Raw genomic sequence first — 15,037 nt, forward strand, 5'->3', positions numbered from 1 at the left:
GAGTGGACGCTGACCTGCCTTTGTAAGAGATCAATAGATTGTGTGCAGCTTAGCAAGTCGCTGTTCTGATGGAGTGGATGCCCCTCCCGACGGCATCGAGATTTGCCATGCTGGTACTGTTTTAACAGACCAGAAACTGAGGAGGCGACAATGGACAAGGTTACAATCATCGGAGTGGACTTGGCAAAGCGCAGTTTTCAGGTGCATGGGTCATCAGCTGATGGCAGTGTTCTATTCCGTAAGAAACTATCCCGTGCGCAAGTTGTGCCATTTTTTGCACAACAGCCAGTTTGCATCGTTGCTATGGAGGCTTGCGCAACCACGCATGACTGGGCGCGCGAGATCGGGGCGCTCGGCCATTAGGTGAAGCTAATACCGCCTATCTATGTGGAGCCTTTCGTCTAACGGCATAAGAACGATGCTGCTGATGCAGAAGCGATTCCCGAAGCTGCCTCACGTCCGACGATGCGAACAGTCGCTGTGAAAACCCATGACCAGCAAAGTCGGGCGGTTTTGTTCCGGACACGTGACCTGCTCCTGAGACAACGCACGCAAATAATCAATGCCCTGCGGGCTCATTTCTCCGAGTTTGGTAAGGTCGCACCTAAGGCTGCGACTAATATCAAACGCCTGAAGGACGTTCTGGAAGATCCTAAGAATGGTTTGCCACAGATAGTCACAGACATTGGGTCGATCTACATTGACCGAATTGCTACGCATACTGATCAGATCAGCAAGCTTTAGAAACAGGTGCGTACCGAAGCGACAAAAGACGATGCCGCACGCCGTCTCCAAACCATGCCAGGCATCGGCCCAATCACGGCCATGGCTGTCTTTGCTTTCGCCCCGCCCATGGAGATCTTTCGTAGGGGTCGGGATTTTGCAGCCTGGGTTGGGCTGGTACCGAAACAGCATTCGACGGGCGGAAAGCAAAGGTTAGGCCGAACATCGAAGATGGGGCAGAGAGATATCCGCAGGCTCTTGGTCATCGGTGCCATGTCTGTCGTGAAGGTGGCGGTCCACAAAGGTGCCCCTGAAGGATCGTGGCTCCAAAGGATGCTTGCAAGGAAATCACGTATGGTCGTCGCTGTTGCGCTCGCAAACATCCCTGTCACACATGCTGTGCATGTTTTGCCGGTCAGTGGATAGCGCGCCGGTTATGGGCTATGTTGGTGAAATACGAAGATTACAGAGACCCGCCCATCGCCGCCGCGTAAGAGGCGCGGTGGGCGGTACGTCGGGAATGTGAGGAGGTCTTTGAGTGTAAGGGTAAATGATCGGAAAGATCGGGTTCAGTAAAATCAGGAATTCACAGTGGGATAATCAACCCGCCACTCTGATTTGGAACTTAACCGCGTATCTCCATACCGGCCAGTGGCATCTGAAGCGCCGCATCAACAGGCCTGACAAGTGACTGCATCCGTTCACATTCCCAAAGTACTCAAAAATAACTTGCATTAACGGGGGCATCCACAGATGTGAATTGGAGACGAGCACCGCGAAGAAGGGTGATAATCTATCACGCGAGCGTGTAGGTCGTCTCGCGATCTGCAGAGGTTAGAGGCAGGTGCACGACGGCGCATCTCTCGATGGCCAAACGGGCGGCGATCATGACTTCCAAGGCAGCGGTCGCCTCGGAGAGGGTTGCACCGTTGCCATGCTCTCCCGCCGAGAGGTCTTTGAAGACGTCACTCGTATGCTTCACAACGTCTCCAGGTACGAAGTCCGCCAGGGGCACCTCTTCCAAAGCAGCGCCGTAAAAATGCTTGGGTAGCGCTTGCGTCTCAGCTTTGCGTACGTAGGCTTTCGGAGGATCCGACGTAAAGGGCATCAAAACGCGTCCGCGCTCGAACCGAAACTCGTAGCCACCGATGACGCCGATGTCGTCTCCGATTTCCAACAACAAGCGCCGTTGGTCCGGATAGCTGACCAGCACCGCACCGCCCTTGTCCTCGAAGCGTTCACCGCGCGGGTTAATCGCTTCGGGCTCCGTGCCTATGGCCGCCACGGAGTCTGGAGTGCAGCGGAACATCCAGTTGGACAGATCGAAGTAATGCGTACCGAGATTGCCGAGTCCTCCCGCGCCCTGCACAATGACGAATGACTTCAGCCGTCCGAACCGTGTATCGCCGTCAAGTGCCCGGATCGATTTCAGAACGCTCCAGCAACGATGATTGTGATTGACCATGACGTGGATATCCTGTTCCTGCGCGATACATGTCATCTCCAGACCTTGGGACACAGAGCAGGCGACCGGCTTTTCCATCAGAACCGTCTTTATCCCGGCCTTTGCGATGGCTTGGAACAAGGGCGCATGGCTGTCCGCAGTCGTAGAGATCGCGACCACGTCGGGCGTACGCGCCAGAAAGGTATCCAGCGTATCAACGAGCGTATGTGCAAGTGACGGGTCTTGCGTCACTCCCCAAGGATTTTCCGCAGTATCCAGAACCGCAGCCAGATCCAGCCCCGCCGCGCGTCCGGCAAGCACGGTACGATAGCCCATGCGCCCCAGGCCTACGACTCCAAAGGTTTTTGCCATGATACTACCCTATTTCTCTTTGGTCTTGCGGCGCAGATGTTCCAAGTCCTCTGGCCGACCAATATCGATCCAATCACCGGTCGTCGGATAGATCCGTGTCCGTATTTTCTTCTCTCGCAAGACATCGAAAAGCGACGGCATATCAAAAAATTCTGCGCGCGGCACATGTGCAAGAGCGCTTTTGTCTAACACGTAATAACCTGCGTTGATGAAATGCTTATACGTCGGTTTTTCCCTGAGCGACTTTATCTCGAATCCTTCGGTTTCGACTACGCCGAAGGGGATTTGCATTTCGTATTCCCGGACAGCCATGGTCGCGTCAGAGTCCTGGTCGAGGTGAAATTCAAGCATGTCCCGAAAATTTGTCGTACACATGATATCAGCGTTGGTCACAAAGAAGTGGTCGTATTCCGCCACGTCTATCAGCGATAGCGCCCCCCCCGTACCCAGCCGTTTCTTTTCCTCGACATAGTCAATTTTCACCCCGAGCCTGTCGCCTGATCCGAAATGCTCCCGGATCATTTCGGCTTTGTAGTTGACACAGAAAATAAAGTCCTTCAGCCCATCGTCGCGGTATCTTTTGATAATCTTTTCGAGAATAGGTTCCCCATCGACGTCGAGCAGCGGTTTTGGTTTGTGCTTCGTCAGGTCCCCCAAACGTGAGCCGAGCCCGCCGGCCATAACAACCACAGCGACATTGTCGAGGGTGTTGCCGGGCAAGTGGGCAGACACCGCGACGCCAGTGACCGAACCTGCGTCATCCACGATCGGGGCAAAGTTGATCCTGTGGCGCACCAGAAAATTCTGCTGCTCTATACGGGTCGCGCCAGCCTGAAGCCTTCGCGGCGAGGGGTTCATCAGATCAATTGCATGTGTGCTCATCGCTTCACCCCGAAGCAAGGCGCGTCGCATGTCACCATCGGTGATCGTTCCCAGCAAGCGGTTACCGTCACCAACCACCAGAACGAATCCCAAAGCGGAACTGTCGATAATCTTCAGGATACGTTGGAGTTCATCCTCTGGTGCGGCGAGAATGGATAGAAAATCTTTCAAACTACTGCCCTCGATCCGCCGTTTGTTTGTCCGCCTTGCGTTCGTCCAGCAGCTTAGCTGCCAGCTCGGCGAATGCCCAGTCGTCTTGAGTATCTATATCGACCGAATTCAGCGGAGGCATCACGTAAATACCCGTTCTGTCGCAGATCGACTTTCCCTGAGACAGAAATGCTGACCGCGACCAGACGTAGATCGAGCCGTTCAACTGAAAAACCTCAGGTGCATCCTGGCGTCGCAGCACACCAGCGTCGAGCGGTTTGGACAGGACATACGTGGCGCTGTGATGATCGAATTCGAGCATATTGAAATAGGGGGAATTTTTTGCAGGCGTAACACTGAGCACGCTGTCGAACCCGTATTCCTCAAGCTGGGCGACGGACTCCCGTATGTGCCTGCCTTCGCGCAGCGGGGATGTCGCTTGCAGCAGCGTGATTGAGCCATAGCGCCTCTGCGCTGCCTCTTCGCAGGCCACGAGAGCATGTGCGACCACCTCTATTGAGCCTGCTGTATCACTCGCCAGTTCCGCCGGCCGCTTGAGGCAGCGGGTCGCGCCGGCCTGTCGTGCAATTTCAAGGTAGGCATCGCTGTCGCTGGACACCGCAACCTCCGCAAAGATGTTGGCGGCGATGGCCTGTTGAACACTATGAGCGACCAGCGGTTTACCACGGAACTCACGGATGTTTTTATCGGGCAGGCCCTTCGATCCGGCGCGTACGGGAATGACACACAGTCTCTCAGTCATCTATCGGGTCGCCTTCGGAATATTCGCGTGCCGCTACTTTGCCCAGCTGCTCCCAATAGGCCAAGGGATCGGCCCCCGATATGGCGCGCTTGGTCGTGAGGTTGTCCAGCGTAAAAGGCGCGCCCTTGGCGATGTCTTGGCCCGCAACCAGTCGCTTGCGTGCGGCCTTTGCGGTGCCGCGTTCCTCTGGCATGCAGCATTTGACCCCTGAGCCAAGCATCGTCTCCACGTCCCGGATCGCGGCAAAAATCAGCGCCAGTTCGTCAGGTTCGCTCGAGGCTGCGTGATCAGGCCCTTGCAGCGTCTTGTCCAGCGTCAGGTGTTTTTCTATGCAGCATGCGCCGAGAGCAGCTGCCGCAATCGCTGCGGTTCCGCCAAGCGTGTGATCAGAGTACCCAACCGGCAGGCCGAAAGCAGAATGAATGGTGCCAAGCGCCCTGAGGTTGGTGGCACCTGCACTGGACGGATAGTTCGACACACAATGCAAAATCGTGACCTTTTCATGCAGCGCGGCGCGCAAGCTGGCATCGGACCAAGCCATATTCATGTCCTGACGGCGCGGCGCGGTGGGCGGCGTGGAGCTGTATCCCAGTGCCAGCAGACCAAGCGCGCGTTCGATCTCGCCCAGATCGGACATGCCGGTGGATAAGATGATATCGCATCCGGTTTGCGCTGCCGCATAAAGCAGCGGTCCATTATTGAGATCACCAGAGCCAATTTTCAAAAGGCGTTGCTGAAGTCTGTTCGTCAGAAGATCGAGGCTGACAAGATCAAACGGCGTCGACAGAAATCCGATGCCGCGGGATTGGCATTTTACGATCAGTTTATGATGCGCTGCTTCGTCAAGCTCCAGATCGAGCAGCATGTCGAGTTGTGATTTACCGGGCCCGATCTGTTGTGCCTGATAGTCAGCCAAGGCGGCTGATTTGGTGACCATCGATTTGGCCGAAAAGGTTTGAAATTTGATCAGATCGGCACCGCCGTCCGCCGCAGCATCGACCAAAGCAAGGGCTTTTTGAAGATCGCCGTTGTGGTTCACACCTGCCTCGGCAATGAGGGTAATCTTTGTGTTCTGCACCGTGCGGACTTTCTATCGCAGGCTGACAAAGCGTTTGGTCAGCAATTGTTTGGATGAATGATCCCCTGATACAGATTGCAAGGCCGCGACGATCTGCTGCGCGCTGTTGCCCGAACCGTAGGGATTGACCACCTCCGTTTCTGAAAATGCCGCTGCCGCGTCCATCGCAGCTAGAATCGCTTTCTGGGTACCGGTGCAGTCAAAAACGCTACTCGCGCGCAGCCGCCCTTTCTGTCGGTCCCCTATATTGACTGTCGGCACTGAAAAGCTAGGCACTTCGTAAAGTCCGCTGGAAGAATTGCCAATCACCATTTGCATTTGACGGACAGTGTTCAGATACAATGTCTGGCCAAGACTTTGCTTGAAAACAGCACCCTGCCTTTGGCGCGCATAGGCTTGTATAATGGCATTGAATTCACTACCGCCTGCATCCGCATTGACCCCCGAAAAGACAATCTGAAGGGGTGGGCGGGCGCTGAACGCAGAGAGTAGGGCGTCCAGTTCACTCCGCCCGAAATCATCCTTCAGGGTCGTGGGGTGTAGGGTCACCAGCACGGTGGGCGCATCAGCGGAAAGCTCAAGCGCCGCGAAGACCTCCGTCCGTGTCATCTGGGGCACCTTATCAATCGCATCAAGGCCGGGACTACCTGTTTGCACAACCCGCCACGGCTCTTCGCCCATTTGAATCAGGTTTCGCGCAGCCTCCGCGGTCGAGACGCAATGGAGGTGACTGAGTTTGCTGATCGCGTGCCGGAACCCATCGTCATAGGCGCCTTCGGTGATGTCACCGCCGCAAAGGTGGCAGATGGGAATGCGCAACAGCGCTGCTGCCGTTGCCGCGCCCAGAACCTCGAACCTATCACCGAGGAGCATCACCCAGTCCGGCGCCAGCCGCTCCAAGGCCTGCGCTACACCGATGGCGGCAAGCCCTGCTCCGATGGCCGGACCACTCGCCGACCCGCTGTCCAGATACATCTCTACGCTTTCATCAATCACAAAGCCGTCGTCACGAATTTCCGAAAGAGTCGATCCTTGCGACGCGGCGAGATGTCCGCCACCCGCGACAATGCTGAGCCGCATGCCCTGTGCATCCAAAATCCCCCGCATCGGCCACCGCTGAAGCGAGTAGTCGGCACGACTGGTTGTTATGCAAGTCACATGCAGGTTGATTCGTGGCACAAAGTCGACCGTGTTGGTTTTGTTTCTGGATCAGTTATAGTATGGAATACTTCGCCGCGCTACAGGCCAGGGGACGTTTTCTCCACCGTTTGACGAGGTATGCCTGCGCGAGACGATGCGCTTCACCAACAAAGGAGCCAATGATGGTGCAGAGGGACCTGTCAAGCCTTGCCACAGGACGCGAATTGAGCCTGTTCCAAAGCGATATCAATGCCAAACGTCCCGAGATCGCACGTATTGTGAACGGCGCGCGTGTTCTGGTCATCGGGGGAGCCGGCTCGATCGGCAGTGCGACTGTCAGGGAAATTCTAGGCTTTCGTCCCGCCGCTTTGCACGTTGTCGATCAAAACGAAAACGATCTTGCGGAAATGATACGCAGCCTGCGGTCTTCTGACACTTTGCTGGAGATCCCGGATCTGCGTTCCCTACCTTTGGACTACGGATCGGTGCAGTTCAGGGCGTTCGTGCGGAACGAGGGGCCCTACGACCTCGTGCTTAACTTTGCAGCGATCAAACATGTGCGATCAGAAAAGGACAGTTATTCAGCGCTTCAGATGTTTGACACCAACATCGTTAAACAGGCCCGATTGATGGCGCTTTTGGATGCGACTGGGTTTCGCGGGCGCTATTTCAGTGTGTCCACCGACAAGGCCGCCAATCCGACCTCTTTCATGGGCGCCTCCAAACGGGTGATGGAGCATGTGATGTTCGATGCCGGCCTGGCCAGCGGGCTTGGTTGCACGATCACCTCTGCCCGCTTCGCCAATGTGGCCTTTTCCAATGGCTCGCTGCTGCAGAGTTTCGAGAACCGCCTCAAACAAGACCAGCCCCTCGCCGCGCCAATGCAGACGCGCCGCTATTTCGTGTCGCTCAAAGAGAGCGGGCAATTGTGTCTATTGGCGGCAACGACTGCGCCGCACCGTCATATCGTTGTCCCTAATCTCGACCCTGAGACCGCTTTGATCGATATGCAACAGATCGCCGAAGGCTTCCTTGTCGCCAAGGGCTATGCGCCGCGGCAGTATCGTGACGAGGCGCAGGCCTGTGCGGCTGTTCTGGCGGACAAGGCATCGGGACACTGGCCGCTCTTATTGACCGAGCTTTCGACCTCCGGCGAAAAACCATATGAGGAATTCGTGGCCCAAGGGGAAAGCTGTATCGATCTTGGGTATGATGCGCTTTCCGGCGTAGCTTATCTGCCGCTGGCCGACCCCAGGATCATGACAGAGGTGATGGACAGCATGCAAAAAGTCTTTGAGAACGCCGAACATGCGCCAGTTTCAAAGGAAACCCTCAAGGCTCTGATTGCTCGCGCAGAGCCGGCTTTTCTCCAAAGCCACAAGGAAACCGGGCTCAACCTGGATCAGAGGGTATAGATATGCTTCCTTTGTGCGTTCCCAACATTTCCGGAAACGAAGGCAAATACCTTGCGGAATGCGTCTCTTCGACTTTCGTGTCGTCGGTCGGCCCGTTTGTGGATCGTTTCGAAGCGGAAACGAGGCATGCGACCGGGGCAGCCTGGGCCGTGGCGACATCTGCAGGCACGACCGCTCTGCACGCAGCACTGCACTTTCTGGGCGTGGGGCCCGGTGACCATGTCATCATCCCCTCGCTGAGCTTTATCGCGACAGCCAATGCGGTTGCCCACTGTCACGCAACACCAATTATCATTGATGTGGACGTGGCGCGTTGGGGCCTTGATGCGGGTCTTTTGGCGGAACTGCTCGGCCGCAATTGCCACCGAGATTCAGAGGGGGCTTTGCGCTACACCCCAACAGGCGGGCAGATCAAGGCGATCATGCCCGTCTATGCCATGGGACTGCCTGCTGATATGGATTCCATCATTGAGGTCGCGCGGCGCTATAATGTGCCAACCGTGTCAGATGCGGCAGCCGCGATCGGTGCAACCTACAAGGGCAGGCAACTTGCACAAATGGGAGCCGATCTGACAGCATTGTCATTCAACGGCAATAAGCTCATCACGTCGGGCGGCGGTGGGGCGCTTATTTCTGCCGCAGAGCAGGGCGGGCGCGAGATTAAGCATTTAACGTCCACGGCACGTGTCGGCGGAGCCTATGACCATGATATCGTAGGCTTTAACTATCGCATGACCAATTTGCAGGCGGCGGTAGGTGTCGCACAGCTGGAACGACTGGCAGAGTTTCTCGATGCAAAGGCGAGGATCGCGGCAAGATATGCCCAAAGCTTTGAGGATTTGACCGGAACGCTCAATTTCCCTTCTGTCGACGACACCTGCGGCTCGCATTGGCTTTCTGGCGTATATCTACCGCAAGCAACCAGAGAACAGATGGATCATTTGCGCCAGACGCTGGTCGCGAGCGGTATTGAAGCCCGCAGTTTCTGGAAACCACTTCACATGCAAGCGCCCTATTTGAAATGCCCTCGCATGGTGAACGGCCATGCAGAGATGATCTGGGGGAACGTGCAGCCCTTGCCCTGCTCCACGCATCTCACCTGCGCTGAGCAGACTCATGTGATTGAGGTCGTTCGATCCGCGATTGAGAAAATGAGTTGAGCGGCACTGGCGCTGCTGCCCTTGCGCGATCGAACACCGCTGCACTTTGACTGACGCAGGACTTCGGGGATCGCCAATAAAATCCAACCGAGCCTCGCATAATCATGCATTCTGTCTCATCCCATTGCGATCCAGCCTCAGTGCCCTGCTACATTCAGGTACGGATCAGTGATCGCGGCACAGCATCTGAGCAAAGATCTTCATCCGCGCGAGTTGAGCGCGCATGGAGGGAAGCTGGCGGCCACCATGGTAGATGAAATCCGTAACCATGTCGGGCAGTCCGGGCTTCAACCCGTCCGGATCCTGATCAAAGTCTACCGAACCTACTGCGAATGTCTCTCGCATCTGCTGGGTCAGGGTTTCCAAGGGCCTGAGCCGAAGCCGTCTGTTGGCCGTGGTGACTTCGACACTCCAATTGCCGCCCGACCGCCAGTCTGCAAAGCAAGTATAAAGAGAGCGTTCAGCGATCGTCCCGCAACTTGCGAAACGAGATCCGTCACGATGCCACGGAATACTGCCTTGCCGCACCGCACCGGAAATCGACACATCGCTCAGATCATCCGCAGCTTGCCCAAGATAAAACGCCATGTCGAAGACATGGGACGAATTTGCGTAGGGCAGGTTTGCCAGTACTTCGGGCGGATGAACATCCAAGGCTTCAATTCGGTCAGGCAATTCAGTAAATTCGAAATGAATGCTCTGCGGTCCGCCATCCAAGGCGATGATCTCACCCGCCTTTTGCGTGGATTTTAGAAACCGTCTGTTGTAGGCAACGCGGATCCGGTCTTGCAAATCACGTACTGCCAGGCCCTGCATATCAGCCAAATCAACGCCACCGGGTTTCTCGACCAGGATTGCATGCGCCCGTGCCTCAAGGAGTGCTGCGCAAACGTCGGAGAGCTGGTTGAGGTTTACGGCCACGATTACATGCGCGCCGGTGACATCCGTTGCGTTTATTTGATCACGCAGCGGACCAGTCCCGGCCGGAACCCCGATTTCCGCCTCGAACCGTCGGGCCGACATTTCTCCCCTGCCAAAGCAACGAAAAGGCAAGCCGAAGTGCTGAAGTGTCTTTGCATAGGCAGTCGCCATGCTGCCCGCGCCAATGATTATGATGTCCATGGTGATCTGCGTTCTCGCATTTGGAACTGTTTTGACCTTGTCACCAGAGCGACCTACCGGGGTCAACTGTAATATGCGTATCGGGCAAGCAAACCGTTTAACGGGATTGTTTATACCTGTCGAAACAGCAAGGCTCTACACTCCGGAGTTGAAACCATTCCCAGACTATCAGCAAAAGCGTGGGAATATTATCCCCTGCTTTCTTGTTTTAATCTCCTTAAAGTGGTTAAAGGCAGAGAACTTATCTATCCTCCACGTCCAAGCCTGCCGACGGTCTCAGAGGGCGTTCGCAATATAAATCGCAACACTTGCATAAAATGAGTGGAAACGAAAACCTTGCCTCGAAACTCTATAGGCCCGTCGCAGAACGCTGGTTTTGAAGCTTCCGAAGAGATTGTGACCGCCAAACCACGCATGTCTCTGGGGCTGCTGATCCGTGCGGTGCTTACGGTAAGTCTTCTGGCCTGGCTGCTCTATATGTTCGATGTGCCCGCGTCTTTAAGGCTGCTGACGTGGGATTTCCTGCCAGTCTTTGCGATGAGCGTGGCTCTGGTCCTGGTCTCGCTGCTACTGAATGCACTGCGCTGGTATCTTCTGATCCCCACAACCGGCGGCAGACTGAGTTTGCAGGTGACTACTGGCGTTACCCTGATCGGTCATTTCTTCAATCAGTTGCTGGTGACATCGGTCGGTGGCGACGTTGTACGGAGCTGGGAGGCGAAACGGGCTGGGCTAAAGCTTGACCAGGCCGTCATCAGCGTCTTGCTGGACCGGATCGTCGGGTTGGCTGCATTGCTCTTGCTGATCATCATAGGGCAGCCGTTTTTGTTGGAGCGCTTCGACGAACCCGGTCTGAGGCTAGCAGCATTTACAATCATTGCAATTGGCGGCTCCGGGCTGGTTTGCCTCTTTGTACTGCATCGCCTGCCTCTTCCTTTCGAACGCTCACGCATACTCAAGGCTGGCGGTGACTTGTCACGGGCCGCATGGCAATTGGTGGAGACACGCGTCATAGCCCTTGCCTGTCTTGGCATCTCATTTGGTGTGCATGGCTCGACCCTGCTGGTCACAACCATCTGCGCCAACGCGTTGGGGGTCGACATCAGCCTGTTGGATATGGCGTTGATTGTGCCAACTGTCCTGCTGGTATCCTCGCTGCCGATATCCATTGGTGGCTGGGGCGTGCGGGAAGCAGGGTTGGCAGCCGGGTTTGTTGTGTTCGGCTACCCGCCTTCCATTGCCGTGACCGTTGCGATCATAGTTGGCCTGATCAATCTGATCTGGGCGGTCCCCGGCGCGCTCCTGTGGGTTTTGCGCAGCCGTGGTTGAGGGCAGTATCCATGCGCCCCAGCTCGAAAGGTACTTCAACCTTGAAAAGTTTCAGAGCAGAGAGAAAAATATCAGTTGTTGCGCCGCAAGGATGAGCGTCTGGACACCCATATCAGTTTGTTTTACCGAAACAGCGGTTTGGACCAAAGCCAACAGGTTGAAAACCTCATGTTGGTTTGGAAATGAGAGAGTATCATGTCAAAGAAAGTAGCCTTGATTACAGGTGTGACGGGGCAGGACGGCGCATATCTGGCTGAACTGTTGTTAAACAAGGGTTACGTCGTTCATGGCATAAAAAGAAGATCCTCTTCGTTCAATACCGAACGCATTGATCACCTTTATGTTGATCGGCACGATCAGGACGCGCAGATGTTTCTGCATTTTGGCGATATGACGGATGCCACGTCACTGATCCGTGTCATAAACAACACCCGACCGACGGAAATTTATAATCTGGCTGCTCAAAGCCACGTGCACGTCAGTTTCGAGACGCCCGAATACACTGCGGATTCAGATGCACTGGGGACGATCCGTCTGCTGGAAGCTCTTCGCATTCTGGGTATGGAAAAATCCGTCAGAATGTATCAGGCGTCTACGTCCGAACTATACGGAAACACAAAGATACGCCCGCAATCTGAAACCACGCCATTTGAACCACGTAGTCCCTATGCAGCCGCAAAATTATACGCATTCTGGATCATCCGAAATTATCGCCAAGCTTATGGTATTCACGCGTCCAATGGCATTTTGTTCAATCATGAAAGCCCTGTTCGCGGAGAAACGTTTGTAACGCGTAAAATTACCCGGGCAGTCGTCGCAATCGAAATGGGACAGCAGGAGAGCATTTTGCTGGGAAACCTCAATGCGTCACGCGACTGGGGCCATGCCAGAGACTACGTGGAAGGTATGTGGCGGATGTTGCAGCAGGAGCAGCCGGATGACTATGTTCTCGCGACGGGCATCAGCCATACGGTACGGGAATTCGTTGAGACAGCCTTTGCACAAGTGGACCGCAAGATCATCTGGGAAGGAAACGGCAAGAATGAGACCGGGCGTGATGCAAAGACCGGGAGCACGCTGATCCGTGTGGATCCCGAGTATTTCCGCCCCACGGATGTCGATTTTCTGTTGGGGGACGCAAGCAAAGCAAAAGAGTGTCTTGGTTGGGAGCCTACGACGTCGTTTGAGCAAATGGTCGCGGAAATGGTGTCATCTGACTTCGAGCGGATGCGTCATGAACGACGGGCAATTAATTTACCGCGCTAGACTGTCGCGAACTGGTTGGGCAGCACGTGAATGAAAATGTACTGCAGCGCCGGACAACCTCTACGCCAGCCTTTCACCGGGACGTAAGGACGGGGTTGACCGACGCAAATCGCAGGCGAGTTCACTGCGCGCTATGGCTTAATCGGAACCAAAGGGGACTTCGCGTCTGAAATGGACAAATTGCCAAACCCCATGAGACAGCCTGCCCAGGCGGGAAATGTTCTTCTGCCTGTAGCCATGATTGTGATTGTATCGATCATCGTTCTCGCGCCGGAATTGGTGCCTGCCTATCTGGGGCGGGACGGTCAGATCTGGACCCCGTTCAATTCCAGTAATTACCGCCTGGGTGACATGTATTTCTATGCGCCGATGATCCAGCAGGTGGCAGAAGGTAATATCCCGCCCTTGCCTGCCAACCAGCTTCCTGATGGGGTTACATCAAGTCCTGAAGAGTTGCGATGGATGAGCTATGCGGTCGCGGCCATCCCCGCGTTGTTTTTCTCTGATCCACGAATTCCTCTGCTGTGGGCGATTTGGCTGCCTTGCGTACTGAATTTCCTTTTTGCATTCGTCATTTACCGTAGCCTGAGAGGTAAGGTTGTGGCTGCAGTGCTTGTCGGTATTCTTGTGACATTCTACTTCCAGTTCTGGCGGGCTATTCCGGTCGGCACATTATCCATGTCGCTGTCCGGCATCGATGACTGGATATCGCTCGCGGATCGCCGCCTCGACCGCGCCTTGGACAACGCCAAGGATCCCTACGATTATTACTCCTATAGCGACATGTTCCGGTTCCTGATGCCGGCCATGTCTTTTGCTTTTCTTACGGTTTTTTTAGCACTGCTCATTCAGGTTGATCGCCATCGAAGCAAAGCGCTCAGTGCTCTGGCGACGGTTGCTGCCTGTTTGATGGCCTTTACCTACCCGCCACATGCGCTGTTTGCCTATCTGCTGCTTGTCGGCTTTTCTGCAATTCACCTTCTGACCCGCGAATGGCGCGGTTTCCGGCATTTTCTTTATATTGGACTTGTGACGCTGGCGTTTTTGCTCGCAACAGGCGTCCCCCAAACGTTTCTCTCTGCCTTTGATGAAACGACTTTTATTTCTGCCGTCTACAGTGCTAACGGCAGCTTGCTGGCGAATGTGAAACTTTCGGCAGTCCCCGGTACTTTGATGAATAAGTACCTTTTTTCATTTCTTATCGCTTTGTGGCTCGTATGGGGCAATGCTGTTCTGCGTCGCTTCATTTTGGTCACCGGCTTTGCAGCCTTGCTTGTGAGTTTGTCGTCCCTGCTTCCGCCGCTATATGCGGACCGTTTCCTGTACAGAGGCATCGACCACATCTGGTTTATGGTGCTTGTCACCGTCTGTTTCCTGCGTCTGGAAAAGAGATCAGTCGCGCAAACCAAACAGCCGCCCACCAGTGCGTTTCGACAAAAGGTATCACGTTGGAAGCAGCCCCTTTTCATTGCAGGGGCGCTGTTGTTGCCTGTCGTTGGATTTTCATCGCTTCTGGAACGCAACCTGACCGATGAACGCCGCTTTGTTCCCGCCGGTCAATGGGCGGCCTATAACTGGCTCCGTGAAAATGCTGATCGTGAGACCGTCGTTGCGTTGAACTGGGCGGATGCTGAATTTATCGCAGTCTATCTTGCCCAAGTCCGCACGGTATTTAGTTCGGCAGATTTGGCCAACCGCCGCCCCGAGGCCGAAGTGGCACGCTTTGTAGCGACATGGAAGACGTTTGGCCTGCCCCGCGAGACGTTCGAAAGCTGGGTGCGGCGGTCGCTTGAGACAGAGCGCGATCGCCGCTCTTCCATACGCGCCCAACGTTCGACACCCTTGCTGTCTGAGGATGATTATTATGCGAGCCGTATCGCCCTGGCTCTGATCTACTTTCCATATGTGCGCCAATTCGATGGCGCGCTGATTGCTGGAACGGGGGAGGATCAATGGAGTGTCACCGAAGAATTCGTGGAGAAAATGCTTGCTGTCTTTGACCAGACACCTGTAGACGACTTCCTAGAAAAACAGGGCATTCAAACACTTATTGTGTCATCTTTCGAGGAGAAACTGATGGCCGAGAATGCCCTTGCAAACTGGCAACTGGTCTGGCAATCGAAGGAACGTAGGATTTACAGGCAAAATTCCACAAGTACTCCCTGAGTATTGAATTTGGTCAGGCTCACCGGG

At 55.0% G+C, this 15,037-nt stretch carries 12 protein-coding genes and 1 pseudogene; 7 read left to right on the plus strand and 6 right to left on the minus strand.

Annotation, left to right across the window (positions count from 1 at the left end; all coding sequences use genetic code 11):
• The first annotated feature begins 150 nt into the window (after positions 1-150).
• Together RLO149_RS24575 and RLO149_RS24580 are read left to right on the plus strand one after the other, a co-directional pair.
• Positions 151-363 carry a hypothetical protein gene (locus tag RLO149_RS24575; RefSeq protein WP_425357854.1) on the plus strand — a complete coding sequence of 71 codons (213 nt, stop codon included), beginning with the start codon at positions 151-153 and terminating at the stop codon, positions 361-363.
• Positions 364-774: 411 nt separating this feature from the next.
• Positions 775-1,217: pseudogene (locus tag RLO149_RS24580) on the plus strand (transposase); the annotation flags it as partial.
• 302 nt (positions 1,218-1,519) lie between these two features.
• On the opposite strand, the gene RLO149_RS21430 reads toward RLO149_RS24580, so the two are convergent.
• Genes RLO149_RS21430 through neuC form a run of 5 tightly spaced genes read right to left on the minus strand, consistent with a single transcriptional unit; the run spans position 1,520 to position 6,591 of the window.
• Complete coding sequence (locus tag RLO149_RS21430; RefSeq protein ID WP_013964176.1) at positions 1,520-2,539, minus strand: Gfo/Idh/MocA family protein; 1,020 nt, start codon at positions 2,537-2,539, stop codon at positions 1,520-1,522.
• A gap of 9 nt (positions 2,540-2,548) precedes the next feature.
• Positions 2,549-3,592 (minus strand): nucleotidyltransferase family protein, encoded by a 1,044-nt coding sequence (locus tag RLO149_RS23995; protein WP_013964177.1) that lies wholly within the window; start codon positions 3,590-3,592, stop codon positions 2,549-2,551.
• A gap of 1 nt (position 3,593) precedes the next feature.
• Positions 3,594-4,334 (minus strand): acylneuraminate cytidylyltransferase family protein, encoded by a 741-nt coding sequence (locus RLO149_RS21440; RefSeq protein ID WP_013964178.1) that lies wholly within the window; start codon positions 4,332-4,334, stop codon positions 3,594-3,596.
• A complete protein-coding gene (locus tag RLO149_RS21445) occupies positions 4,327-5,412 on the minus strand; it encodes an N-acetylneuraminate synthase family protein (RefSeq protein WP_013964179.1) in 1,086 nt (361 codons plus the stop codon). Before RLO149_RS21445 ends, RLO149_RS21440 begins: the two co-directional genes overlap by 8 nt.
• 12 nt (positions 5,413-5,424) lie before the next feature.
• Entirely contained in the window at positions 5,425-6,591 is a 1,167-nt protein-coding gene (gene neuC / locus RLO149_RS21450; protein ID WP_083825495.1) for a UDP-N-acetylglucosamine 2-epimerase, read from the minus strand.
• A 143-nt stretch (positions 6,592-6,734) separates the two neighbouring features.
• Here neuC and RLO149_RS21455 point away from each other — a divergent pair, with 143 nt between their 5' ends.
• Positions 6,735-7,967, plus strand: a complete 1,233-nt coding sequence (locus RLO149_RS21455; protein WP_013964181.1) for a polysaccharide biosynthesis protein — start codon at positions 6,735-6,737, stop codon at positions 7,965-7,967.
• Between the two features lie 2 nt (positions 7,968-7,969).
• Positions 7,970-9,127 carry an aminotransferase class I/II-fold pyridoxal phosphate-dependent enzyme gene (locus tag RLO149_RS21460; RefSeq protein WP_013964182.1) on the plus strand — a complete coding sequence of 386 codons (1,158 nt, stop codon included), beginning with the start codon at positions 7,970-7,972 and terminating at the stop codon, positions 9,125-9,127.
• 165 nt (positions 9,128-9,292) lie between these two features.
• On the opposite strand, the gene RLO149_RS21465 is transcribed toward RLO149_RS21460, so the two are convergent.
• The gene (locus tag RLO149_RS21465) at positions 9,293-10,249 is read right to left on the minus strand and encodes an NAD(P)-binding domain-containing protein (RefSeq protein ID WP_044025480.1); all 957 of its coding nucleotides are present in this window, start codon (positions 10,247-10,249) and stop codon (positions 9,293-9,295) included.
• 396 nt (positions 10,250-10,645) lie between these two features.
• Between RLO149_RS21465 and RLO149_RS21470 the strand changes: the two genes are divergently transcribed.
• The 3 genes from RLO149_RS21470 (at position 10,646) to RLO149_RS21480 (ending at position 15,010) form a co-directional block, all read left to right on the plus strand.
• Positions 10,646-11,578: a lysylphosphatidylglycerol synthase transmembrane domain-containing protein gene (locus RLO149_RS21470; RefSeq protein WP_044025481.1), complete on the plus strand. Its 933-nt coding sequence runs from the start codon at positions 10,646-10,648 to the stop codon at positions 11,576-11,578.
• 195 nt (positions 11,579-11,773) lie between these two features.
• A complete protein-coding gene (gene gmd, locus RLO149_RS21475) occupies positions 11,774-12,844 on the plus strand; it encodes a GDP-mannose 4,6-dehydratase (protein WP_013964185.1) in 1,071 nt (356 codons plus the stop codon).
• Between the two features lie 171 nt (positions 12,845-13,015).
• Positions 13,016-15,010, plus strand: a complete 1,995-nt coding sequence (locus RLO149_RS21480; RefSeq protein WP_013964186.1) for a hypothetical protein — start codon at positions 13,016-13,018, stop codon at positions 15,008-15,010.
• Positions 15,011-15,037: the final 27 nt, after the last annotated feature.

It is taken from the genome of Roseobacter litoralis Och 149, assembly GCF_000154785.2.
Classification (GTDB): Bacteria; Pseudomonadota; Alphaproteobacteria; order Rhodobacterales; family Rhodobacteraceae; genus Roseobacter; species Roseobacter litoralis.